Below are 23,683 nucleotides of genomic sequence, written 5' to 3'. Positions count from 1 at the left end.
TTCCTCGGGGTTTCCGCGCCCCGGGCAGTGAGGACGGCGGGAGTTCCTGACTCACCCGGCCGGTGGCTGCGCCGGGTTCACAGTGGCGGGACCGCGCCGGAATCACACCGGGCTTCCTCCCTTGTCGCCGTCCTCGGCGACGGCGGGCCGTGCGGCCTGCCGGTGGTCATCCTAGGCGGCGGGTTCCCCGACCGGGAGCGGGGGTGTCCTGCGGTGCGCAGGGCGGCTCGGGCGGGGAAGCCGGGGCGGCCGGGGCGGGGAAGGCGGCGCGGCTCGGGCGGGGAAGGCGGCGCGGCTCGGGCGGGGAAGCCGGGGCGGCTCGGGCGGGGAAGCCGGGGCGGCTCGGGCGGGGAAGCCGGGGGTTCCGCGGGAGCCCTGCCGTACGCGGCTCGGGGCCGTCCCGGGGGTGGCGTCCCGGACGGGGCTCGGGTTCGGGCGGGGGCTGGTCGCAGGGGGTGGGGTGGTGACGGACACAGGTCGGCGGCGGGGAATCGTGGGTATGCTCGCCGCCATGCCCCAGCCCCCTTCCGCCGCGATGCGGGACGATTCCGTGTCGCGGGACGAACCCGTCATACGGGACCGCGGTGACGCCTGTCCCGGCGCGCTGCGGCTGCACGCGGCCGACGACGGGTTCCTCGCGCGGGTGCGCGTCCCGGGCGGCCTGCTCGACGGGGCGGCCGCCCGGCTGCTGGCCGGCGCGGCGACCCGGCTCGGCGACGGCCACCTCGACCTCACCTCGCGCGGCAACGTGCAACTGCGCGGCCTCGGCGCGGGCTGCGGCGGCGAGCTCGCGGAGCTGCTGGCCCGGGCCGGCCTGCTCCCCGCCCCCGCCCACGAGCGGGTCCGCAACATCGTGCTCTCGCCGCTGACCGGCCTCGACCGGCGCGGCCTGCCCGACGCGGCGCCGTGGGTCGCGGAGCTGGACCGGCTGCTGTGCGCGAGCGAGGCGGCGGCCGGACTGTCCGGGCGCTTCCTCTTCGCCCTCGACGACGGCCGCGGCGACGCGGCCTCCCTCGACGCCGACGTGAACCTCACCGCGCTGGACGGCGCCCGCGCCCTGGTGTGGACGGCCGGCGCCCGCGGCGGCGCCGTCGTCCGCACGCCGGACGCGCCCCGGGCCGCCCTGGTGGCCGCCGAGTACTTCCTCGACGCGGCCCGCGAAGCCGGCACCCGGGCCTGGCGCGTGAGCGAGCTGCCGACCGAACACGCGCTGTCCCCAGACCGGTTGACCGCCCGGCTGACCGCCGCCGGGATCGCCGCGGCTCCCGGGCCCGTCCGCCCGCCGGGCCCGCCGGCCGCGCCCGAACCGGGGCCGGTGGCCGGCCCCGGCGGCGGCGCCGCGCTGTGCGTCCTCGCGCCCCTCGGCCGGCTGACCGCCGCGCAGTGGCTCCTCCTGGCCGGCCTCACCGGCCGGATGCGCCTGACCCCCTGGCGCGGGATCGTCGTGCCGGACCTGCCCGCCGACCGGGCCGCCGCGGCCCTCGCCCGGCTCGCCGACGCCGGCCTGATCACCGGCCCCGACGATCCCTGGCGGTCCGTCACCGCCTGTACGGGGCGGCCCGGTTGCGGCAAGTCCCTGGCGGACGTACGCGCCGACGCGCGAGCCGTCGTCCACGCGTCCCGCGCGCCCTCCCCGGGCCCCCCGGGCGGGGGGACCCCCCTGCCCGTCCACTGGTCGGGCTGCGAACGCCGCTGCGGGCACCCCCGGGGAACCGCCTGGGTCGACGCCCTCGCGACCGCCGACGGGTACCGGCTCTCCGTGCACGGAGAGCCCCTGCCGCACCCGCACCCGACCGACCTGGGCGCCGCCCTCACGGCCGCCCGCCACACCTCCGAAGCCGCAGTGAAGAAATGAGCGAGTACACAGTGTTCGAGTACGAGAAGGACGGCGCCGCGATCTACCGCCAGTCCTTTGCCACGATCCGTGCCGAGGCGGACCTCTCCGGGCTGCCGGCCTCGGTCGCCCAGGTCGCGGTGCGCATGATTCACGCCTGCGGGATGACCGACCTCCCGCAGGACCTCGGCTACACGCCCGAGGTGGTGCTGCGGGCGCGCGCCGCCCTGGAGGCGGGCGCACCGGTCCTGTGCGACGTGCAGATGGTCGCCAGCGGGGTCACCCGCAAGCGGCTGCCCGCGGGCAACGAGGTGATCTGCACCCTCTCCGACCCGGCCGTGCCGGACCTCGCCGCCCGGATGGGCACCACGCGCAGCGCCGCCGCCCTCGAAGTCTGGCGCGACCGCGGCCTGTTGGAGGGGTCGGTGATCGCCGTCGGGAACGCGCCGACCGCGCTGTTCCGGCTCCTGGAGATGATCGAGGAGGGCGCCCCGCGCCCGGCCGCCGTCATCGGCGTGCCCGTCGGCTTCATCGGCGCCGCCGAGTCCAAGGACGCGCTCGCCGCGCACCCCTCCGGGCTCGACCACCTCATCGTGCGGGGCCGTCGCGGCGGCAGCGCCATCGCCGCCGCGGCCGTCAACGCCATCGCGAGTGTGGCCGAATGAGCGCCGCCGAGGCCAAGGGGCGCCTGTACGGGGTCGGGCTCGGTCCCGGAGACCCGTCGCTGATGACCCTGCGCGCCGTCGAGGTGATCGCCGGGGCTGATGTCGTCGCCTACCACAGCGCCCGCCACGGCCGGTCCATCGCCCGGTCGATCGCCGCGGGGCACCTGCGCGCCGACCACGTCGAGGAGCCGCTGGTCTACCCGGTCACCACCGAGGCCACCGACCACCCCGGCGGCTACCAGGGTGCGATGGAGGAGTTCTACGAGTCCGCCGCCGCGCGCCTCGCCGCCCACCTGGACGCGGGCCGGAGCGTCGCCGTCCTCGCGGAGGGCGACCCGTTCTTCTACGGCTCGTACATGCACATGCACAAGCGCCTCGCGCACCGGTACGACACCGAGGTCGTCCCCGGTGTCACCTCGGTCAGCGCGGCCGCCGCCCGGCTCGGCACCCCGCTCGTGGAGGGCGAGGAGGTGCTGACCATCCTCCCCGGCACCCTGCCCGAGGAAGAGCTCACCGCCCGCCTCGCCGCCACCGACTCGGCGGTCGTCATGAAGCTCGGCCGCACCTTCCCCGCCGTGCGCGGCGCGATGGAGGCCAGCGGCCGCCTCGCCGAGGCCCGCTACGTCGAGCGCGCCACCATGGCCGGCGAGCGCACCGGCCCGCTCGCCGACGTCGACCCGGGATCGGTCCCGTACTTCGCCGTCGCCGTCCTGCCCAGCCGGATCGGCAACCCGGGCAGCGTCCCGCCGGGCCCCGGCGAGGTCGTGGTCGTCGGCACCGGACCCGCCGGCCCCCTGTGGCTGACCCCGCAGACCCGCAGGGCGCTGGCCGACGCCGAGGTGCTGGTCGGATACACCACCTACCTGGACCGGGTGCCGGCCAGGCCGGGCCAGATCCGGCACGGCTCCGACAACAAGGTGGAGTCCGAGCGCGCCGAGTTCGCCCTCGACCTGGCCCGGCGCGGCAAGCGCGTCGCGGTGGTCTCCGGCGGCGACCCGGGCGTCTTCGCCATGGCCACCGCCGTCCTGGAGGTCGCCGGGCAGGAGCAGTACAAGGACGTGCCCGTACGGGTCCTGCCGGGGGTCACCGCCGCGAACGCGGCCGCCGCCGCGGCCGGTGCCCCCCTCGGCCACGACTACGCCACGATCTCGCTCTCGGACCGGCTCAAGCCGTGGGAGGTCATCGCGGAGCGGCTGCGCGCCGCCGCCGCGGCCGATCTGGTGCTCGCCCTGTACAACCCCGGCTCGCGCAGCCGCACCTGGCAGGTGGCGCAGGCCCGCGAGCTGCTGCTGGAGCTGCGCTCGCCCCAGACCCCGGTGGTCGTCGCCCGGGACGTGGGCGGGCCGGAGCAGTCGGTGCGGATCGTGACGCTCGCCGAACTGGAGCCCGCCGAGGTCGACATGCGGACGATCCTGCTGATCGGCTCCTCGCAGACCCGGGTATCCGAGCGGGCCGACGGCTCCCGGATCACGTGGACCCCGCGCCGCTACCCGTGACCTGACGCGGTGGTGCGGGAAGGCCCGGGGTCCCGGGGCGGCGCGTCCGCCCGGGCCCCCGGCTCCCCGGCCTGGTCCTCCGCGAGCCAGCGCAGTGCCGCGGCCACCGAATGCGCCTCCGCCACGCCCTCGGGGGCCGGGGGACGGCGTACGACGAGGACCGGGATGCCCGCCTCGCGGGCGGCGGCGAGCTTCGGCGCGGTGGCCGCGCCCCCGCTGTCCTTGGTCACCAGGACGTCGATCCGGTGGCGGGCCAGCAGCTCCCGCTCGCCGTCGAGACCGAACGGGCCCCGGTCCAGGAGCACTTCGAGCCGCGGCGGCATCGGCGGGGCGGGCGCGTCCACCGAACGGACCAGGAACCAGGTGTCGGTGAGGTGCGCGAAGGCGTACAGCCCCATCCGCCCGGTGGTCAGGAACGCCCGGCTGCCGAGCCCGGGCAGCAGCGCGGCCGCCCCGGCGAGGGAGTCCGCGAAGGTCCAGGCGTCGCCGGGACCGGGGGCCCACCCGGGGCGCCGCAGCGCCAGCAGCGGGACGCCGGTGAGCGCCTCGGCCCCGGAGGCGTGGAAGCTCATCCGCTCCGCGAACGGGTGGGTGGCGTCGACCACGTGCGTCACGTCGTGGCCGACGATCCAGGCCGCGAGCCCCGCGACCCCGCCGAAGCCCCCGATCCGGGTCCCGCCCGGCGGCAGCACGGGCGCCGAGACCCGGCCCGCGAGCGAGGTGGTCACCCGGTACGAGGGGTCGCCGGCCAGCGCCTCCGCGAGCGCTCTGGCCTCCGTCGTGCCGCCCAGGACCAGTACGTGGCGACGTGGGTCAGCAGACATGCCGGTCGCGCTCGGGGGAGTACAGGTGGCTGTCGGGGAACTGCCCGGCCCCCAGGGTGCGGCCCACCAGGATGACCGCGGTGCGCACCAGGCCCGCCTCCTTCACCTGGGCGGCGATGTCCGCCAGGGTGCCGCGCAGGACCAGCTCGTCGGGGCGGCTGGCCATCGCCACCACCGCCGCCGGGCACTCGGCCCCGTAGTGCGGCAGCAGTTCGTCCACGACCCGGTCCACGTAGCGGGTGGCCAGGTGCAGCACCAGCAGGGCGCCGCTGCGGCCCAGCGTGGCCAGGTCCTCGCCCGGCGGCATGGGGGTGGCCTGCTGGGCGATCCGGGTCAGGATCACGGTCTGTCCGACGGTGGGGACGGTCAGCTCCCGCCCGAGCGCGGCCGCCGCCGCGGCGAAGGCCGGTACGCCCGGGACGACTTCGTAGGGGATGCCGGCCGCGTCCAGCCGGCGCATCTGCTCCGCGACCGCGCTGAAGATCGACGGGTCGCCGGAGTGCAGCCGCGCCACGTCCAGGCCCGCCGCGTGCGCCCGTACGCATTCGGCGGTGATCTCGTCCAGGTTCAGCTGCGCGGTGTCGACCAGCCGGGCGTCCGCCGGGCACTCGGCCAGCAGTTCGCGCGGGACGAGGCTGCCCGCGTACAGGCAGACCGGGGCGGCGGCCAGCGTCCGGGCACCGCGCACCGTGATCAGGTCGGCGGCGCCGGGGCCCGCTCCGATGAAGTACACGGTCATGAGGGTTCCTTCTCCTTCGTCACTGACCACTGGGTGACCGGCATCGCCTGCCGCCAGCCCGTGAAACCGCCGACCGGCACGGCGTGCGCGACGGCCAGCTTCACCAGTTCGCCGCCGTGGCGCCGGTGGCAGTCGGCGAGGACCGCCTCCGACTCCAGGGTGACGGTGTTGACCACGAGCCGGCCGCCGGGGGCCAGCGCGGCCCAGGCCGTGTCGAGCAGGCCCGGTGCGGTCAGGCCGCCGCCGATGAACACCGCGTCGGGGGCCGGGAGTCCCGTGAGCGCGTCCGGCGCGGCGCCGACCACCACGCGCAGGCCCGGTACGCCGAGGGCCGCCGCGTTGCGGGCGATGCGCGTGGCCCGCTCCGGGACCCGCTCCACCGTCACCGCCCGGCAGGAGGGGTGCGTGCGCATCCACTCGATGCCGATGGAGCCGGAGCCGCCGCCGACGTCCCACAGCAGCTCGCCGGGGGCCGGGGCCAGCGCGCACAGGGTCGCCGCGCGGACGTGCCGCTTGGTGAGCTGCCCGTCGTGCTCGTACGCGGTGTCCGGCAGGCCGGGGGTCGCGCCGAGCCGCGGACCCGCGTGCGCGGAATCCCGGCGGCACTCCACGGCCACCACGTTGAGGGGGTCGCCCGGCGGGTGCTCCCAGCCGTCGGCGAGGCCCTCGTACGCGTCCTCGGACTCGGAGCCGAGCTGCTCCAGCACCCGCATCCGGCTCGGACCGAAGCCCTGCTCGCGCAGGAGGGCGGCGATCTCGCCCGGGGTGCCCGCCCCGGCGCTCAACACCAGCACCCGCCGGCCCTCGAACAGCGCGGCCGCGAGCCGGGCCACCGGGCGGCCGACCACCGTGACCACCTCGGTCTCCTCGACCGGCCAGCCCAGGCGGGCGCAGGCGTACGACACCGACGAGGGGTGCGGCAGCACCCGCAGGGCGTCGGGGCCCAGTTCCTGCGCGAGGGCGCGGCCGATGCCGTAGAACATCGGGTCGCCGCTGGCGAGCACCGCGATCCGGCGGCCCGCGTGCTCGGCCATCAGCTTCGGCACGGCAGGCCGCAGCGGGTTGGGCCACGCCACCCGCTCGCCCGTGCACGCGGCGGCGGGCAGCAGGTCCAGCTGCCGGGGGCCGCCGATCAGCACCTCGGCGGAGCCGAGCGCGGTCCGGGCGGCGGCGGCGAGCCCGGCCCAGCCGTCGGCGCCGAGGCCGACGACCGTCACGGGTGCGGGGGGCGGTGCGGAGCTCACGGCGCGGTACCTCGGGGAACGGGAGACGGGGAATGCGAGGGGCGGACCCGCAGCCTACTGGGGCGCGGGCGCGGCTCCGGTGCCAGGGTGACCGGGACCGCGGCCGACGCCGGGGCCGCGCGGCGCCGGAGCGGCGCCCGCGCCGGCGGGCGGACGCCGCCGTGCGCTACGGCCGGTGGCGGCGGGTGCGCTACGGCCGAAGAGCACCGTGCTCTACGGCCTGTCGCGGCCGGGGTCTGCGGCCGGCCGCGGCGGGGGCCTGCGGCCGGCCGCGGCGGCAGACGTGCCGGTGTCGGCGGCGGCCGGCCCCGCGTAGGGTGGCCAGTGGAGTGACCAGGGGCAAGGACCAGTGTCGTGAGGGAGTCGCCATGGCCCGCTGGAACGCCGCGGACATCCCGGACCAGAGCGGCCGCACCGCCGTGGTGACCGGAGCCAACAGCGGGATCGGCTACACCACCGCGCGCGAGCTCGCCCGGCGGGGCGCGGTGGTGGTGCTCGCCTGCCGCAGCGCCGCCCGCGGGCGGGCCGCCGTGATCCGGTTGCGCGCTGAAGTGCCCTCCGCGGAGGTGGAGTTCGCCGAGCTGGACCTCGCCGACCTGTCCTCCGTACGGCAGTTCGCCGAGGGGTACCGGCAGCGCCGCTCCTCCCTGGACCTGCTCGTGAACAACGCCGGCGTGATGGCCCTGCCGTTCGGGCGCACCGCCGACGGCTTCGAGACGCAGTTCGGGGTCAACCACCTGGGCCACTTCGCGCTGACCGGACTGCTGCTGTCGAGGCTGCGGGCGGCCGCCCCCGGTGCCCGCGTCATCACCGTCTCCAGCGGCCTCCACGTGCTCGGCGACATCGACCACGAGGACCTGGGCAGCGAGCGCGGGTACCGCCGCTGGGTGGCGTACGGCCGCTCCAAGACCGCCAACCTGCTCTTCACGCACGAGCTGTCCCGGCGCTTCGCCGCGGCCGGCGAGGGCATCGTCGCGGCTGCCGCGCACCCCGGCTACGCCTCCACCAACCTGCACGCCGGGGCGGCGGAGGGGGAGGGCCGCCGCACCCTCACCTCACGCGTGGCAGCCCTGGCCAACGACGTCGTCGCCCAGCCCGCCGCCTCGGGTGCGCTGCCCACCCTCTACGCGGCCACCGCGCCCGGGGTCCTCCCCGACGCGTTCATCGGCCCCCGCTACGGCTGGCGCGGTGCGCCCGCGCCGTCCCGGCGGGCGAAGTGGACCCTGGACGACGCGTCCGGCGAACGGCTCTGGGCGGCCTCCGAGAGGCTCACAGGGGTCTCGTACGCGTCGCTGCCGCGCTGACGGCGGCGGAGCCGGAAGCCCCGGCGTCCCTCCGCAACGCCCCATCCGCAACGCCCCGCCCGTGCCGGGCCCGCGTCCGGTCCGGGCCGGCGCCCCGTGTGAGTCCGTCCGCCCCCGGGGCGCCTCCGAGCGCCCCGGCCGGGCCCTGACCGGGGCGCCCCGCCCCGCCGGACACTCGGCGGCATGGACGACGACGCTACGGACAACCACCCACGGGCCCGCGCCCCCCGGCGCGGCCCGCCGCCCGGCCCGTCCCGGTCGGGGCGCAGGGAGCGCCGGACCTCGATCACGGGCGCCGGGAGGCGGCGATCCCGCCGCACGGCAGCGCCGTGCACCGGACGGAGAGTCCGGCCGTCCAGCGTGATCCGCGCGGCGCCGGCGCGACGTCAGCGGGCTACGCGTTCGTGGCGCGTTCGTACAGCGCGCGTGCCGCGTCGCCGAGGTAGCTGCTGTACGAGGTCTCCTCGTCGCCGCCGCCGTCGCGGCCCCCGATGATCCCGATCAGGGTGTGTCCGTCCGTCAGCACGGGTCCGCCGCTGCTGCCGTTCGGCACGTCCGCACAGTCCAGCCGCAGTTGCGCCGGGCCGTCGGCGACGGCGGTGTTGCGGCACTCCAGCGGCTCCTCGGAGTCGTTCGGATAGCCGACGAGCCGTGCCCGGACGGGCAGTTCGGGCCGGAAGCGGATCGTCTGGGCACCCGTGACGTCCTCCAGCCGCTGACCCGGGTTGCCCGGCCTGCGCAGCCGGACGAAGGCGATGTCGTGGTCCGGGTCCTGGTCCTCGATCCACCGCGGGTCCACGTCGATCCGGGTGGGGACCCATATCCCGTACGGGGCTGCGCCGTCCCGATAGCCGGGGGCGAAGGCCAGGTTGGTGCGGAAGCCCCCGCCGTACACGCAGTGGGCGGCGGTGGCGATCAGGTCGCCGGCGGGGGAGTGCACCACGGAGGCCGTGCAGTGGTGGTCGGGGTCGGCGTCGTTCCCCGGGGAGAACAGCGCCCCGATCGCGGGCTCGGCCGGCGCCGGCCGGGCCTCCAGCGGGTCGGAGGGCCGCCAGTCGGGGGCCCGCGCCGGCGCGGTCGCGGCGGCGCCGAAGCCCTCGCCGGCCGGGACCGGCTCAGGGTCCCCCTGGGTCACCGACTCCAGCACGGCGAACGCCGTCCGGTCGGCGCGTTCGGGATCCTGCCGGTAGGCGCCCCGCGCCTCGTTCCCGTCCGCCCGGTGGGCGGCGATGCCGCGCAGTTCCCACACGTACCAGGTCCCCGCGAGGACCACCGAGCCGAGGGCGGCGGTGACCAGGGCGGCCCGTACGGCGCGCCCCCGAATCCTGATCGACATGTGTGGCCCCTCCGCCCCGCCGGCCGGCCCGACGTCTTGTCCGCCCCGTTCGATGCGGGGGCGGCGGCCGGGGTTGCCCGCCGGGGACGTGTCCGTTCTCACAACGGCTCGATCGTCTCGTCCGACTGGTACCCGCTGCTCCAGGCCCTCGGCACGGTCGTACCCCGCGGCTGAGACACCCGGGCGGGCCGAGGTACGGCCGCGCGGGCCGGGCGGGCCCGGCAGCCTCGCCGTGGCCGGGCGGCCCGGGCGGGGCGCGGGGTCCGCGAGGGTGGTCCTCCGCGCCCGGACCCCGCCCGCGGGCGTCGAACCGGCCGTTCCCCGTCCCCCGCACCCGCCGCGGCGCTAGGGTGCCGGGCGGGGGCGACTGTACGAGGGGGCGGTCCGAGGATGCGTTTTGTGTTCGTCCACGGCACGGGGGTGCGGCGCGAGCGGCACGACAGGCTGTTCGCGCTGGTCCGGGAGCGGCTGACCGGCCGGTTCCCCGACGCGGCCGTCGACTCCTGCTACTGGGGCGACCGCTTCGGAGCCACACTCGGCGCCGGCGGAGGGTCCGTACCCGGACTGCGTCCGCGCCCCGGCGCCGGCCCGGACGCCCCGCCCGACCCGGTGGACGCGGAGACCGCCGAGTGGGCGCTGCTGCTGGCCGACCCGCTGTGCGAGCTGCGCGTCCTGGCCGAGACGGGCTGGGAGACCGGTCTGGGCCGGGACACCGAGCCGGGCGACGGCGACGACGGTTTCGCGATGCCGGGCGTACGGGCGCCCGGCGCCCGCGTGCTGGCCCTGCTGGCCTCCTTACCCGCCGACCCGCCCGAGGACGACGAGCTCGGGGCCCTGCTGCGCGGTACCGGCCTGGCGGCGGCCTTCCCCGACGCCCTGGAGGCCACCGCCCGTTCCGCCGAGGCCGTCCGGGCCGGGGACCGCGCCGTCGAGGAGACCCAGGCCCGCGAGCTGGCCACCGCCCTCGCCCGGGCCGTCACGGCGGCCGCCCTCGCGCCGGCCGGCGCCGAGGCCGACTGCACCGGCGCCGAACGCGACCGCCTGGTCGAACTGCTCACCACCCGCCTCGGCGGTGACGCCCGGGTGCCCGGAGCCCGCGCCGCCGCCGTGCTCGGCCGGCTCGCGATGCGGGTGACGACGCAGCCGCTGCTCAACGCCTGGCGCGGGTCCCTGACGGTGGGTGCCACCCCCGCGCTCGGCGACATCCTGCGCTACCAGGCCCGCGGCCACGACCTGCGGGAGTTCCTGCGCGCGGAGATCACCGGCCGCCCCGGACCGGTCGTCCTCATCGGCCACAGCCTCGGCGGCATCGCACTCGTGGACCTGCTCGCGCTGGCGGCCGCCGCGGGCGAGCCGGTGCCCGGCGCCGAACTGCTGGTCACCGTCGGGTCGCAGGCCCCCTTCCTCCACGAACTCGGCGCGCTCACCGCGCTCCCGCCCGGCTCGAAGCTCCCGCACGGATTCCCCCGCTGGCTCAACGTCTACGACCGCCAGGACGTCCTCTCGTACCTGGCCGGGCCGGTCTTCCCGGGCGACACCCGGGTCACCGACCACGAGATCACCAGCCGCCAGCCGTTCCCCGCCTGCCACAGCGCCTACTGGAAGCAGGACTCCCTCTACGAGCGCATCGAACAGGCGGTGGCCGAGGCGGAGCCGGCGTGACCGCGCCGGAGCCCGCGCGTCCGGAGACCGAGCATCCCGACGCCGTCCGCCCCGAGGCCGCGGGCGCCGACCCCGGGGGCGCCGGACCGGGACGACCCGGCACCGGGGGCCTCGACACCGCGGGCGCCGCCGCCGCGGGCGCCGGGCCGGGAGGCGCGGATGCCGCGGGCCCCCACGGGAACCGGGCCGACGGCCCTCCGCCCACCGGCCTGCTGCCTACCGGCCTGCTGCCCCCCGGCCTGCTGCCCGCCGGCCTGCTGCCCCCCGGACTCGGGCCCCGGCGCACCTTCGCCCTCGTCGCCGGGATCGAGCGCTACGAGATCAGCCACCGGTGGAACCTGCGCGGCCCGGCCCGCGACGCCCTGCGGTTCGCCCGCTGGCTGACCGGCCCCGCCCAGGTGCCGCCCGGCAACGTACGGCTGCTGCTCTCCCCGCTCGACGGACCGGACGCGCTCGACTGGTCGGGCACCCCGGCCATGGCCGCCCTCCGGGCCTCGCACCGCCCGGCGACCGAGGAGAACGCGAAGTCCGCGCTGCTGGACGAACTCCCGCAGTGCGACGGCGACCTGCTGTGGATCTTCTGGGCGGGACACGGCTACCTCGGACCGCGCCGCGAGCTGATCCTGCCCTGCGCCGACGCCCGCCCCAGCCAGATCCGGCACCTGAACCTCGACTCGGCGCTGCGCTGGTGGCACACCGACATGGTCAAGCAGCGCCGTTTCCCGCTCCAGGCGGCCCTCGTGGACTCCTGCCGGGTCGACGCGCCCCGCGACACCCGGTGGAACTTCGGCAGCGCCGACTACGGCGGCGGGAGTTCGGTCCCGGGACGGCGCCAGTTCCGGCTCTACGCCTCGCGCGAGGGCGAGGCCGCGCAGAACGACGCCGAGCGCGGCGCCGGACGCTTCACCGACGCTCTCCTCGGCGAGCTCGGACAGCGGTCCGTCCAGGAGGGCGTCACCGGTCTCGCCGGCGCCGCCCGTTCCATCCACCGCACCTTCCAGGAGCTGCGCGAGCGCGGCGAGGGCTGGCAGCTCCCGCAGTTCATCGTCGACCGGGACTGGGAAGCCTGCTCCTTCCTCGACGACGGCCTGCCCGGGCCCCCCGCCCCCCGGGCGCCGCGGCTCGACCAACACGCCTGGGACGGCCTCGGCGACCTCTTCGAGGGCCACGACCCGCCGCGCTTCGCCCACGAGGCCTACGCCTGGGCGTTCAAGGCTGTCGGCTGCGCACCGCCGGTCCACGCCGGGCTGCCGGGGGAGAGCCTGCTGGAGGTGGTCCAGGACCTCGACGAACGCCAGGGCGGCCGGACCGCGATGCCCCTGGCCGTGCCCTTCGTACGCTTCCTCGCCGACCGGGCCGCGGCGGCCGACCCGGCGTGGGCGGCCCGGCTGCGGGAGTGGGTGCGCGCCACCCGGGAGCGCCTCGCCCTGCCCGCGCTCCCCCCGCCCCCGCCGCCGCCGCGCCGATCGGCCCTGCACGTGCGCCTGGAGGCCCCGCCGGGCGGCGAGGACGGCTACCTCGCCCGGATGTGGCTGCGCGGAGAACGGGCCGAGCACATATGGGAGTCGGAGGGCGCCCCCGTCCGGCTCGACGCCGTGCGCGAGGAGCTCGTCCGCCGGCTCGCGCTGATCGGGGGAGCCCCGGCGCCGGGCGGCGCCGGGGCCGCCGCGCCCGGCGCCGTGGACCGCATCGAGTTCCACGTCCCGTACGAGCTGCTGGACGCCGACTTCGACCGGTGGCCGGTCCCGCGCGGCCCGGTCGGCCGCCGCCGCGCCCTGGGACTGCTCTACCAGGTGGTGGTGCGCTGCCCCGAGGAGCGGTCCGACACCCGCGCCGAATGGCACGCCAAGTGGCGCTGGCTGTGCGTGCGCGCGGGCCGCCACCCCGACGCCGTACGGGTGGTGGAGGAGGCCGAGGTCACGGACGTGCTCGGGATGGAGCTCGCGGCGGAGACGGCGCCCGCCTGCGTGCTCTCGCACACCGCCGCCGCCCCGCACGCGGGCCTGTTGGAGGCCGTGCTCGAAGGCGGCGTCCCGGTCGCGGTGTGGCGGCGCGGGGGCGGCCTGCCCGCGCCGCCGCTGTTGGACGTCCTCGCACCGGCCGGCCCGGACGGCCGCCCGGACCCCGGCGCACTGGACGTGCTCGGCCTCCCGGCGCGGGTGCGGGAGGTGCGCCGGGCGGCCGCCCGCGCGGCCGCGGGCTCCCCGCACGCCCGCCAACCGGACACGGGGGGAGACCGGTTGGTCCTGCTGTGGGACGATCCCGACGACACGCCGGGCCTCCGTTCCCTGGCCTGAACCCCCGACGACCGACCGACGGCGGTACCGACGATGGAGGCAGAGGCAGTGGTGAAGGACTGGTGGCTGTACCACGGGACGGGATCGGGCGCGGACCGGCGCGCCCGTCTGGAGGCCGGATCCCCGCCGCCCTGGCGGGACTTCACCGGCGAGCCCGACCGGGGGTACGCGCCCCCCGGGTGCGAGGGCCCCGCCTGGGAGCGCACCCGGCGGCGCGGGGAGGGGTACGTACCCGACGAACCGGAGAAGGACGTGGTCAACACCGCGCTGCACCTGCGCAGGCCGCTGCTGGTTACCGGGAAGCCGGGCGTGGGCAAGTCCACCCTCGCCCACAGCATCGCCGCGGACCTGGACCTGGGCCCCGTACTGCACTGGCCCATCACCAGCCGGACCGTGCTGCGCGACGGGCTGTACCTGTACGACGCCATCGGCCGCCTCCAGGAGGCCGGGCTGGAACACCTGCGCCCGTCCGGGACGGCGCCGGCCGGGCCGCTCCCCTCGGGCCTCCCCTCGGGCCTCCCCGGCGTCCTTCCCGCCGGCCTCCCCGGCGTCCTCCCCGCCGGCCTCCCGGCGGCCGCGGCGGGACCGCAGGCCGCCCCCTCGATCTCGCGGTACCTGCGCCTGGGCCCGCTCGGCACCGCCCTGCTCCCGCAGGACCGCCCGCGCGTCCTCCTCGTCGACGAGATCGACAAGAGCGACATCGACCTGCCCGGCGACCTCCTCACCGTCTTCGAGGACGGCGGTTTCACCATCCCCGAACTGGCCCGACTCGCGCAGGAGGACCCGACCGTCGCCATCGGCACCGACGACGACCCGGACGCCGCCGTACGCATCACCCAAGGCCGCGTCCAGTGCCGGTACTTCCCCGTCGTGGTCCTCACCAGCAACGGCGAACGCGACTTCCCGCCCGCCTTCCTGCGCCGCTGCGTCCGCCTCCACCTGGAGCCGCCGGGCCCGGACAAGCTCGCCCGGATCGTGCGCCGCCGCCTCGGCGTCGACATCGAGGCCGACGGGGAGTACCGGGACCTGGTCCGCAGCTTCCTCGACCGCGGCGAGGACGGTGACCTCGCCACCGACCAGCTCCTGAACGCCATCCAGCTGCGCCTGGCCGGAGCCTGGTCGGCCCCCGCCGACCGCGACCGCTTCCTCGCCACCGTCATGCAGCACCTGACCGGGCCCACGGCGTGATCGAGAAGCTCCTCGCCGCCTTCGCCGACGGAGCCGCGGACACCGGACCGCGCCCCGGGGCCGGGGTCGAGGAGATCGCCGACATCCTCTGGCTCGCGGCCCGGGTGGACGCGGGCCCCGCCCGCCCCGCCGGGGCGCCCGCCGCCCGTCAGGAGGCCGAGGACCTTCCGCCCGTCCCGGCCACGCCGGCGCAGCCCCCGCCGGCCGCGGGCGAGCCGGCCGTGGAGCTCTTCCCGGCCGCCGCCCGCGGCCCCGGGGGAAAGCCGGCCGACGCGGGCGGGGGCCGCCGCGGCACGCCCCTGCGGCTGCCCCGCACCGGCTCCCTCGACGACCCGCTCGCCCTCATGCGCTCCCTGCGCCCCGTCGGCCGGCGCTCCATCGGCGGTCCCGGCGAGGAACTCGACGAGCAGCTCACCGTGGAGCGCAGCATCGAGCGGATGGTCCCCACCCCCGTGCTGCGGCCCGCCGAGAGCCGCTGGCTGGACCTGGCCCTGGTCGTCGACGGCCACCCCTCGATGCTGCTCTGGGCCGACCTCGTGGACGAGCTGCGCCGGGTCCTGACCCGCAGCGGCGTCTTCCGCGACGTACGGACCTGGCAGCTGACGGGCACCGGACCCGGCGCCGCCCCCATGGTCAGCCGAGGCCGGGGCGGCCCGCCCCGCAACCCGCTCGAACTCGCCGACCCGGCGGGCCGCCGGCTGATCCTCGTGCTCTCCGACACCGTCGCGGCCGGCTGGCGCCAGGCCCCGCTGCAGGGCGTGCTCCGGCACTGGTGCGCGCACAACGCCGTGGCCGTCCTGAACGTCCTTCCCGAACGGCTCTGGACGCGGGGCGCCGTCCGGCCCGTCCCCTTCGCGGTCCGCGCCGACCGGCCCGCCGCGGCCACCCGGTCCTGGCAGCAGGTGCCCGCGGCCCGCCGCGCCCGCGCGGGCCGCCGCGCCCGCGCGGCCCCGGCCGTCGTCCCGGTGGTCGGCGCGGCCCCGGGCAGCCTGGGCCGCCTGGTGCGCGTGGTGTCCGGGGACGGCCGGTGGCGGCGCCTCGCCTGCCTGCGCCTGGACGCGGACCCCGGGCCCGCCGACGCGCCGGACGAGCCCCTCCCCGCCGGCGCGGCCACCGCGCTGGAGGCCGTGGAGGCCTTCCGGTCCGGCGCCTCCCCGACCGCGCAGCGGCTCGCCGCGCACCTGGCCGCCGTGCCGCTGACCCTGCCCGTGATGACCCTGGTGCGGCGCTCGCTGCTGCGCGAATCGGAGCACGGGCACCTCGCCGAGGTCGCCCTCGGCGGCCTCTTCGCGCCCTGGGACGGGGAACGGGACCCCGAGGACGTGGAGTTCGAGTTCCTGCCGGGCGTGCGGGAGGCCCTGCTCGGCTCACAGCTGCGCGGGGACGTGGCCGCCGTCCGTGAGCTGGTGCGCCGCCGGGTCTGGGAGTTCATGTCCCGCAACCGGGGCGCCGGCCCGGACTTCTCCGCGACCCGGGTCGCCCCCGGCGGGAACGGCCGCCGCCCGGTGCCCGAGGGCGCCACTGCCTTCGCCCAGGGGCCGCCGGCGCCCGCACCCCCGCAGGAGCCGGGGCCGGACCCGGCGCTGGGCGCCGGGCTGCGCGAGCGGCTCGTACGGGTCCGGTACGAGCCGCTGCGCGGCGAGGCCCAGGAGGTCGGCACCCTGCTGACGCCCCGGCTGGTCCTGACCGTCGGCGACGCCCGGCCCGGCCCGAACACGGTCGCCTGGGTCCGCGCGGGCGACCGCGAGGTCCTCTGCCACTCCGTGTGGTGGGACGACGCCTTCCCCCGGGTCTTCCTGCTGCTGGCCGTGCGGGACCTGGTGGACGCGCGGACCTGGCCGGGGCCGCCGTACTGGGCGGGGCGCCACGACGGCCCCGTACGGCGGGTCCGCGTCCACGGCTCCACGGACCAGGGGGAGCCGGTCGCGCTGACGGGCGAGGTGGCCCCGTACGAGGGCTCGCGCAACGGGGAGCTGGTCCGGCTCTCGGCGGAGCCCGAGAGCTGGACGCACTACCGGGGCGCCCCGGTCTCCCGTGACGGTGCCCTGCTCGGCGTGGTCCACGGGGTCTGGCCCGACCGCATGGTCTTCCTGTCGGGCCACGCCCTGCTGGAGCAGCCCGGCTTCCGAGCGGTCCTGGACACCCACACTCGGATGCCGCCGGCCGGCGACCCGGGCGGCCCGCTGCACCTCGCGGTGGGCGTCGAGGCCCCGGGCTCCGCGGACGGGCGGGGGGGCGGGCGCGCCGTCGGGCCGCTGGTCGCGGAGTCCCTGCGCGAGCTCATGCGGCACTCCGGGGTGGCGGGCCAGGTCATCGAGACCTCCGGCACGGACCTGCTGGTCGTGGTGGACGCGCCCGGGGCCCTCGGCAAGGCCGGCCGGATGCTCGCCGGACTCCCCGCGATGATCCGGGAGTTCGACGCCGCCCACCCCCCGGGGGCCGCGCTGGCCGTGGCGGTCAGCGGGGGAGAGGCCGGCTTCGAGGAGGCCGGCTTCAGCGGCACGGCGGTCGCGGCGGCCGCCCGGCGGCTGGGGCGGGACCGGTCGTCCCGGAGACCGGGGAGCGGCCCCCTCCTGGCCCTGTCCCCACCGCTCCAGGAGGAGCTGGACCGGCTGCTCGGGCCGGCCGCGCTGCGCCGCCCGCCGGGGTGGGAGGACGGTCCGGAGGGCTGGTTCTGGACGGGCGACGCCGGCGAGCTCGGGCAGGCCATGGCCGAGGCCGACGAGATCCGCGACGGGGGCGGGCAGTGGCCCGAGTGCGGGCTCCGGCCGGCCGAGGGCGACCTGCGGCCGTGCATCGGCATCCGGCTGCCGGGCGGGCGCCGGTGCCTGGCCCATGCGCCGGACCGGGAGCGGGAGGCCCACCTCGCGGCGCTGCGCGCCGGATCGCCCGTCGACCTGCGGGGCACCACCTTCGAGGGAGGTCTGCTGCGGCAGGTGCTGGAGGCGGTGCGGCTGCGGGGCTCGCGCCGGCCCGGATTCGGCCCGGTCGCCTTCGACCACGCGCGCTTCGTGGACGACTGGAGCGCGGGGGGAGCCGAGTTCGCGGGCCGTGCCTCCTTCACCCGCGCCGTGTTCGCGGGACGGGCGCAGTTCGAGGAGGCCGCCTTCGACGGGCGGGCCGTCTTCGACGGCGCCGTGTTCCGCAACGGCGCCCTCTTCGACCGGAGCCGGTTCGCCCGCGGGACCGCCTTCCGCCGTGCGGTGTTCGGCGGCCCGGCCGGATTCACGGACACCGCCTTCCTCGACGGGGTCTCCTTCGCGCGGGCGGTGCTGGAGGCCTCGGCGGACCTGAACCGGATGCGGGCGGACGGGCCGGCCGACTTCTCCCGTACGGTCTTCCGCGGGCTGGCCGGACTCAGCGGAGCCACCTTCGCCGGCCCGGCCGACTTCTCGTACGCCTCCTGGGAGCGCGGACTGGTCTGCGCCGGCGCGGCCTTCGAGGGTCCGGTGACCTTCGACCACGCCTCCTTCCGGGGCCGGGTCCGGCTCGACGGCGTACGCTTCCCGCCCGGCACCGACGCGGGCGGCCTCCTCGCGCTCCCGGGCCGCTGGACCGGGGAGCACCGCCCCGACCACCTGTGGGACATCCGGCTCGCGGACCCGGGGTGACCGCCCCGCGGGCTGCCCTCAGCCGCCGGTGTGCGAGGGCTCGAGCCGCCGGGCCGCGGGGTGGCCGCCGGGGGCGGCGAGACCGGCCTCGATCTCGTCCAGGGCGCGCCGGGCCGTGGCGATCCGCTCCCGTACGTCCGGACCTGCCGCGCCCGGGCTCCCGGCCTTCGCGTCCCGGCTCGCCTCGGCCTCCATCTCGCGGGCCTCGTCGAGGGAGTTCAGGACGACCCCGATGAGGACGTTCACCAGGACGAAGGAGGCGAGCAGGGCGTAGGAGGCGTAGTAGAGGATGCTGAGCCGGGAGATCTCCAGCCCCGCGCGAACGGCGTCGGTGAGGCCGTCGAGGGTGGTGAGCAGGAACAGGGTCAGGCCGGCCCGGCCGACGGAGCCGAAGTGCTGCGGGTCGGAGTCGGCGAAGCAGACCCAGCCGACCATGGCGTACACGTACAGCACGAGCGCGCCGACGAACAGGAAGCTCGCGGTACCCGGCAGGCTGCGGCCGACGGCGACCAGCAGGATGCGCAGGTGGGGCAGGAACCGGGCGGTGCGCAGGACGCGGGCCAGGCGCAGCAGCCGCAGGACGGTGGTGTTCTCCCGGACGAGGGGGACGAAGGCCGAGGCGACGATCGCGAGGTCGAAGAGGTTCCAGGGATCGCGGAAGAATGCTTTCGGCCGGTCCGCGTGGGCGCCCAGCCGCAGCAGCATCTCCAGGGTGAACAGGGCCAGGCAGCCGTCCTCCGCCGCCCGCAGGAACTGCCGGTACTCCTCGGCCAGCCCGCTGTAGGTCTCCGCCCCCATCAGCCCGGCGTTCAGCAGGATCACGCAGAAGACGACCATCCCGAAGGCCGGTGCCTCCGTGGCCGCCCGGCATCGGGCCGCCAGCTTCGTCCGGCCGCGTCCGGCCGGCGTCAGGTCCGTCATCTCGCTCCTCGTACTCGTCGTCACCGCTGGTCGGCGCCCTGCGGGCGCGCGGTCCGACCGTCTAACGCCCGACACCGGATCGGGTTTCACCCCGTACGGGGAGGCGCCGGCGAGCGGCCGCGGCGCTCCGCGGCGCGGGCCCCGCGCGGGTCCGCCGCTCCGGCCGCCAAGTCCGGTGGACAGGAAGTCGGTTGATGTGCGGGGCGGGCCGGGGCGCCGGACCCTATGCTCCGTCCGTACGCCTGTATGCCGGTACGTCCGCGCATCCGCACGCCTGTGCGAACGCATGCCGGCGTGCGTCCGTGCGTCCGAACGTCCGCGAGCCGTGAGGGGACCGCCCCGTGAGTGTCCGCATCCAACCCACCTCCCAGGTCGACGAGACGGCCGAGCTCGGAGACGGGACCACCGTCTGGGACCTGGCGCAGATACGGGAGGAGGCCCGCCTGGGGCGCGGGTGCATCGTGGGGCGCGGGGCGTACGTGGGGCCGGGCGTGCAGATCGGGGACCACGTCAAACTGCAGAACTACGCCCTCGTGTACGAGCCGGCCGTCCTCGGCGACGGGGTGTTCATCGGCCCGGCCGCGGTCCTCACCAACGACGTCCATCCGCGCGCGGTCGACCCGGACGGCCGGCAGAAGCGCGGCGGAGACTGGGAGGCCGCCGGCGTGGTGGTGGCGGAAGGGGCCTCTCTGGGTGCCCGGTCGGTGTGCGTGGCCGGAGTGCGCGTCGGGCGCTGGGCGCTGGTCGCGGCCGGCGCCGTGGTCTCCCGGGACGTACCGGACTTCGCGCTCGTCGCCGGGGTGCCGGCCCGCCGGATCGGCTGGGTGGGCCGGGCCGGGGTCCGCCTCGTGGAGCGGGCCGGTGAGCCCGGCGTATGGGAGTGCCCGCGCACCGGCGCGCTGCACGAGGAGGCCGGCGGAACCCTCGCCGAACGGGCCTGACGGGACGTCGGCAATTTGGCGCGTCGGCATTTCCTCAAAACCACAATCAACGAACAACCTTGGGCATACCTTGTCCCTGTACACGGGATCTGAGCAGCCAACAGGCGCTGCCCAGTGGGGGGTTGTACACGACGGGGGCATCGCGAGCAGCATGCCGGCCGGTGCGGAACCCGCGCCTGCCGGTGCTGCGGCCACGCGCGCTCCGGTCCGGGGCATCGCTGGGGGGATCCAGTGGGCGGCCCCGGGCGGCTCGTGCCATCGGGGGGACAGGACCGCCGGCACGCGCGCCGTCATGCGCAGTCCCCTTCCGCGGAACGACGACCGCCAGGTCTGTCCGAGGAGCGATCAGAGGGGGTAGGCGTGTTGGAGCGGAACAGCTCGGACATACGGGGTGCACGCGGCGCGGGGGGAGTCGGGGTGGGAGCCCGGTGACCGCCGGACGATTAGCGGCGCTGGCCCGCGAGGACCTGCCGCTGCACGGGCTCGCGGAGCGCCTGCTCGCCCTGGCCGAGGCGGGACTGCCCGCCATGTACCTGCCGGGCGCCGAGAACGTCGTCTTCACCTTGGCCGGAAGGATCGCGCCGGACGGCACCCGCGGCCTGGAGCGCCGGGGCACCAGCACCCGGTACGCCGCCATCACCGCGCTGGGGGCCCGGTTCCTGCCCGAGGACCGGCAGCGGCCCCTCTTCGGCGGGCTCACCGCCGAGGAGTTCACGGGGCGGCTGGTGGAGCGGCTCCCCGCGGTGGACAACCTCGGCGACGCGGCGCTCATCGCCTGGGCCGCCGCCGAGACCGGCCACGCCAAACTGTCCGACGCACTCGCCCGGGTGGCCGCCCTGGACGTGCCCGGCCGGCCGCGGTACACGGTCGAGGCGGCCTGGGTGCTCTCCGCCCTCACCGCCGCCCGCGCCGCGGTGGACGTGGAGGACCGCCTCGCGGCGGCCCGCGACCGCCTGCTGGGGGCCCGGGTCGCCGAGGGCCCGCTCTTCGCGCACGCCACCGGCCCGGGGCTGGTCCCCGGATACCGCTCCCACGTGGCCTGCTTCGCCGACCAGACCTATCCGCTCCAGGCACTGGCCCGGCTGCACGCGAGCGGCACGGACGCGCAGGCCCTCGCCGCCGCCGACGCCTGCGCCGCCCGGATCTGCGCCCTGCAAGGGGACGGCGGGCAGTGGTGGTGGCACTACGACGTCCGCGGCGCAGGAGTGGTGGAGGGCTATCCCGTCTACAGCGTGCACCAGCACGCGATGGCCCCGACGGCCCTGTTCGACCTGGCGGACGCCGGCGGCACCGACTTCGGCGCCGCGATCCGCCGCGGACTGCGCTGGATGACCGACGTGCCCGAGATCGCGGGACCCGACGGCACCCCGCGGGAGCCGATGATCCGCGAGGAGCTCGGCGTCACCTGGCGCAAGGTCCACCGCGGCGATCCGGTGAAGGCCGTACGCGCCGCGCGCGGTCTCACCACCCGGCTCGCCCCGAACACCCGGCTGGCGCCGCTCGACCGGCTGTTCACACCCGCGGCGGTGGACCGCGAGTGCCGTCCGTACGAGTTCGGCTGGATGCTCTTCGCCTGGCTCGGGGGTCCCCCGAGATGACCGGACGGCAGTCCCTCTTCGGAGTGGCGCTCGACGCCCTCACCATGGACGAGACCGTGCAGCGCTGTCTGGACGCGGTGCGGCGCGCAGAGCAGATCGAGATCGGCATGGTCAACGCGGCCAAGCTCGTCACCATGCGGCGCGACCCCCGCCTCGCCGAGGCGGTCTCCGGCTGCGACCTCGTCCTGGCCGACGGCCAGGCGGTGGTCTGGGCCGGCCGCGTCCTGGGCGTCCGGCTCCCCGAACGGGTCGCGGGAATCGACCTGTTCATGCGGCTGCTCGCCGCCGCGGAGACGGAGCAGATCCCCGTCTACCTGCTCGGGGCGCAGCAGGCGGTCCTGGAGAAGATGCTCCACCAGATCTCCGTGCGCTTCCCCGGGCTGCGGGTGGCCGGCAGCCGCAACGGCTACTTCGACGACTGCGACCAGGAGGCGATCGCCGACGCCGTCAGGGACAGCGGGGCCCGGCTGCTCTTCCTCGGCATGACCTCGCCCAAGAAGGAGATCTTCACCGCCGCCCACGGCAAGCGCACCGGCGCCCACGTGGTGCACGGCGTCGGCGGCTCCTTCGACATCCTCGCCGGCGTCACCAGACGCGCCCCCCTCATCTGGCAGCGGATGGGACTCGAATGGTTCTACCGCACCCTCCAGGAGCCTCGCCGCCTCGGCAGGCGCTACCTCACCACCAACGCCGCCTTCCTCGCCATGACGGTCCGGGAGCTCATCCGCCGCACACCGTCCGCCCCCTCCGCGAACAGGAGTCACTGATGCGCGTCGTCGTCGTGGGACAGGGATACGTCGGCCTCCCCCTGGCCATCAGGGCCGCCGAGGTCGGACACCAGGTGATCGGTTACGACGTGGACGCCCGGCGGGTCAAGAGCCTCGCCGCCGGTGAGTCGTTCGTGGAGGACGTCTCCTCCGAGCGGCTCGCCCGCGCACTGGAGCGCGGCAGCTACCGCCCCAGCGAACTCGCCCGCGACTGCGGCGGCTTCGACGTCGCCGTTGTCACCGTCCCCACCCCGTTACAGGAGGGCGCACCCGACCTGCGCCACATCGAGGAGTCGGCGCGCACCCTGGCCCGCTTCCTGCGGCCCGGCGCGACGGTCGTGCTGGAGTCCACCACCTACCCGGGCACCACCGAGGAGCTGTTCGCGCCGATCCTGGAGAACGGCTCGGGGCTCACCGCCGGAGTCGACTTCCACCTCGGCTACAGCCCGGAGCGCATCGACCCCGGAAACACCGTCTGGGGCTTCCAGCAGACCCCCAAGGTCGTCTCCGGCGTCGACGCCGGCTCGCTCAAGGCCGTCGAGGCCTTCTACGGCGAGCTCGTCGACACCACCGTGCCGGTGCGCTCCCCCAAGGAGGCCGAGCTGGCGAAACTGCTGGAGAACACCTTCCGGCACGTGAACATCGCGCTGGTCAACGAGATCGCCATGTTCGCCCGCCACCTCGACATCGACGTCTGGCAGGCCATCGAAGCCGCCTCCAGCAAGCCCTTCGGATTCATGAAGTTCACCCCCGGTCCCGGGGTCGGCGGCCACTGCCTGCCGATCGACCCGTCGTACCTGTCCTGGCGCGTGCAGCGCGAACTCGGCCAGAGCTTCCGCTTCGTCGAGCTCGCCAACGACATCAACAGCCACATGCCCGAGTACGTGACGCGCCGCGTCATCGACGCCCTCAACGCCAAGCGCCGCTCGGTCAACGGCTCCCGGGTCCTGCTGCTGGGCCTCGCGTACAAGAAGAACACCGGCGACGCGCGGGAGTCGCCCGCCGTGCGCATCTCCCAACTGCTCCTCGACATGGGGGCCAGGGTGCGCGCGGCCGACCCCCACGTGGTGGAGAGCATCACGGTCGACGCCCGGCTCGTCCGGGTCGAGCCGACCCGCAAGGAGCTGGCCGCCGCCGACGTGGTCGTCCTGCTCACCGACCACGACTCCTTCGACTACGAGATGGTCACCCAGCACGCCACCTTCGTCCTCGACTGCCGCAACCGGGTGTCCGGGCCCACGGTGGAGGTGCTCTGA

Annotated in this window: 17 protein-coding genes and 1 riboswitch; of the genes, 12 read left to right on the top strand and 5 right to left on the bottom strand. The window is 76.7% G+C overall.

The annotated features are described in order from the left end of the window. Positions 1-40: 40 nt before the first annotated feature. Positions 41-141: riboswitch (cobalamin riboswitch) on the bottom strand. 370 nt (positions 142-511) lie between these two features. From cobG to ACFWU6_RS10470, 3 genes are read left to right on the top strand one after another with little or no spacing between them, the layout of a single operon-like run. Beyond that, on the top strand, positions 512-1,855 hold the full coding sequence (gene cobG, locus ACFWU6_RS10480) for a precorrin-3B synthase (protein WP_383804816.1): 1,344 nt from the start codon (positions 512-514) through the stop codon (positions 1,853-1,855). Beyond that, entirely contained in the window at positions 1,852-2,499 is a 648-nt protein-coding gene (locus ACFWU6_RS10475; protein WP_383804814.1) for a precorrin-8X methylmutase, read from the top strand. Before cobG ends, ACFWU6_RS10475 begins: the two co-directional genes overlap by 4 nt. Continuing rightward, positions 2,496-3,995 (top strand): precorrin-2 C(20)-methyltransferase, encoded by a 1,500-nt coding sequence (locus ACFWU6_RS10470; RefSeq protein ID WP_383804812.1) that lies wholly within the window; start codon positions 2,496-2,498, stop codon positions 3,993-3,995. The genes ACFWU6_RS10475 and ACFWU6_RS10470 overlap by 4 nt, the downstream gene beginning before the upstream one ends. Here ACFWU6_RS10470 and ACFWU6_RS10465 read toward each other — a convergent pair. Genes ACFWU6_RS10465 through cbiE form a run of 3 tightly spaced genes read right to left on the bottom strand, consistent with a single transcriptional unit; the run spans position 3,986 to position 6,802 of the window. Then, positions 3,986-4,819 (bottom strand): cobalt-precorrin-6A reductase, encoded by an 834-nt coding sequence (locus tag ACFWU6_RS10465; RefSeq protein WP_383980315.1) that lies wholly within the window; start codon positions 4,817-4,819, stop codon positions 3,986-3,988. The two genes, ACFWU6_RS10470 and ACFWU6_RS10465, sit on opposite strands and share 10 nt — an antisense overlap. Continuing rightward, complete coding sequence (gene cobM, locus ACFWU6_RS10460) at positions 4,809-5,558, bottom strand: precorrin-4 C(11)-methyltransferase (RefSeq protein ID WP_383804810.1); 750 nt, start codon at positions 5,556-5,558, stop codon at positions 4,809-4,811. Before cobM ends, ACFWU6_RS10465 begins: the two co-directional genes overlap by 11 nt. Beyond that, the gene (gene cbiE / locus ACFWU6_RS10455; protein WP_383980313.1) at positions 5,555-6,802 is read right to left on the bottom strand and encodes a precorrin-6y C5,15-methyltransferase (decarboxylating) subunit CbiE; all 1,248 of its coding nucleotides are present in this window, start codon (positions 6,800-6,802) and stop codon (positions 5,555-5,557) included. Before cbiE ends, cobM begins: the two co-directional genes overlap by 4 nt. A 368-nt stretch (positions 6,803-7,170) precedes the next feature. On the opposite strand from cbiE, the gene ACFWU6_RS10450 reads away from it, so the two are divergent. Then, the gene (locus tag ACFWU6_RS10450) at positions 7,171-8,106 is read left to right on the top strand and encodes an oxidoreductase (RefSeq protein WP_383804806.1); all 936 of its coding nucleotides are present in this window, start codon (positions 7,171-7,173) and stop codon (positions 8,104-8,106) included. Between the two features lie 394 nt (positions 8,107-8,500). Here ACFWU6_RS10450 and ACFWU6_RS10445 read toward each other — a convergent pair whose 3' ends face one another. Further along, entirely contained in the window at positions 8,501-9,442 is a 942-nt protein-coding gene (locus tag ACFWU6_RS10445; RefSeq protein ID WP_383804805.1) for a trypsin-like serine peptidase, read from the bottom strand. Between the two features lie 390 nt (positions 9,443-9,832). Between ACFWU6_RS10445 and ACFWU6_RS10440 the strand changes: the two genes are divergently transcribed. Genes ACFWU6_RS10440 through ACFWU6_RS10425 form a run of 4 tightly spaced genes read left to right on the top strand, consistent with a single transcriptional unit; the run spans position 9,833 to position 18,200 of the window. Next, a complete protein-coding gene (locus tag ACFWU6_RS10440; RefSeq protein ID WP_383804803.1) occupies positions 9,833-11,104 on the top strand; it encodes an alpha/beta fold hydrolase in 1,272 nt (423 codons plus the stop codon). Then, positions 11,101-13,401, top strand: coding sequence for a hypothetical protein (locus tag ACFWU6_RS10435; RefSeq protein WP_383980311.1), 2,301 nt, complete (start codon positions 11,101-11,103; stop codon positions 13,399-13,401). Before ACFWU6_RS10440 ends, ACFWU6_RS10435 begins: the two co-directional genes overlap by 4 nt. Before the next feature lie 33 nt (positions 13,402-13,434). Then, positions 13,435-14,589, top strand: coding sequence for an AAA family ATPase (locus tag ACFWU6_RS10430; protein ID WP_383804799.1), 1,155 nt, complete (start codon positions 13,435-13,437; stop codon positions 14,587-14,589). Further along, a complete protein-coding gene (locus ACFWU6_RS10425; protein ID WP_383980309.1) occupies positions 14,586-18,200 on the top strand; it encodes an SAV_2336 N-terminal domain-related protein in 3,615 nt (1,204 codons plus the stop codon). Before ACFWU6_RS10430 ends, ACFWU6_RS10425 begins: the two co-directional genes overlap by 4 nt. 18 nt (positions 18,201-18,218) lie before the next feature. Here the strand turns inward: ACFWU6_RS10425 and ACFWU6_RS10420 are convergent, their stop codons facing one another. After that, a complete protein-coding gene (locus ACFWU6_RS10420; RefSeq protein ID WP_383980307.1) occupies positions 18,219-19,121 on the bottom strand; it encodes an ion transporter in 903 nt (300 codons plus the stop codon). Between the two features lie 341 nt (positions 19,122-19,462). On the opposite strand from ACFWU6_RS10420, the gene ACFWU6_RS10415 reads away from it, so the two are divergent. From ACFWU6_RS10415 to ACFWU6_RS10400, 4 genes are all read left to right on the top strand, one after another. Continuing rightward, positions 19,463-20,062 (top strand): acyltransferase, encoded by a 600-nt coding sequence (locus ACFWU6_RS10415; protein WP_383980304.1) that lies wholly within the window; start codon positions 19,463-19,465, stop codon positions 20,060-20,062. Positions 20,063-20,490: 428 nt separating this feature from the next. After that, entirely contained in the window at positions 20,491-21,660 is a 1,170-nt protein-coding gene (locus ACFWU6_RS10410; RefSeq protein ID WP_383804305.1) for a hypothetical protein, read from the top strand. Further along, positions 21,657-22,427, top strand: a complete 771-nt coding sequence (locus ACFWU6_RS10405; protein ID WP_383980301.1) for a WecB/TagA/CpsF family glycosyltransferase — start codon at positions 21,657-21,659, stop codon at positions 22,425-22,427. The genes ACFWU6_RS10410 and ACFWU6_RS10405 overlap by 4 nt, the downstream gene beginning before the upstream one ends. Further along, complete coding sequence (locus ACFWU6_RS10400) at positions 22,427-23,683, top strand: nucleotide sugar dehydrogenase (protein WP_383980298.1); 1,257 nt, start codon at positions 22,427-22,429, stop codon at positions 23,681-23,683. Before ACFWU6_RS10405 ends, ACFWU6_RS10400 begins: the two co-directional genes overlap by 1 nt.

Source organism: Streptomyces sp. NPDC058674 (assembly GCF_042716505.1).
In the GTDB taxonomy this organism is placed as follows: domain Bacteria; phylum Actinomycetota; class Actinomycetes; order Streptomycetales; family Streptomycetaceae; genus Streptomyces.
Note: the sequence above shows the minus strand (reverse complement) of the source record. Positions and strands in the feature narration are given on the sequence as shown.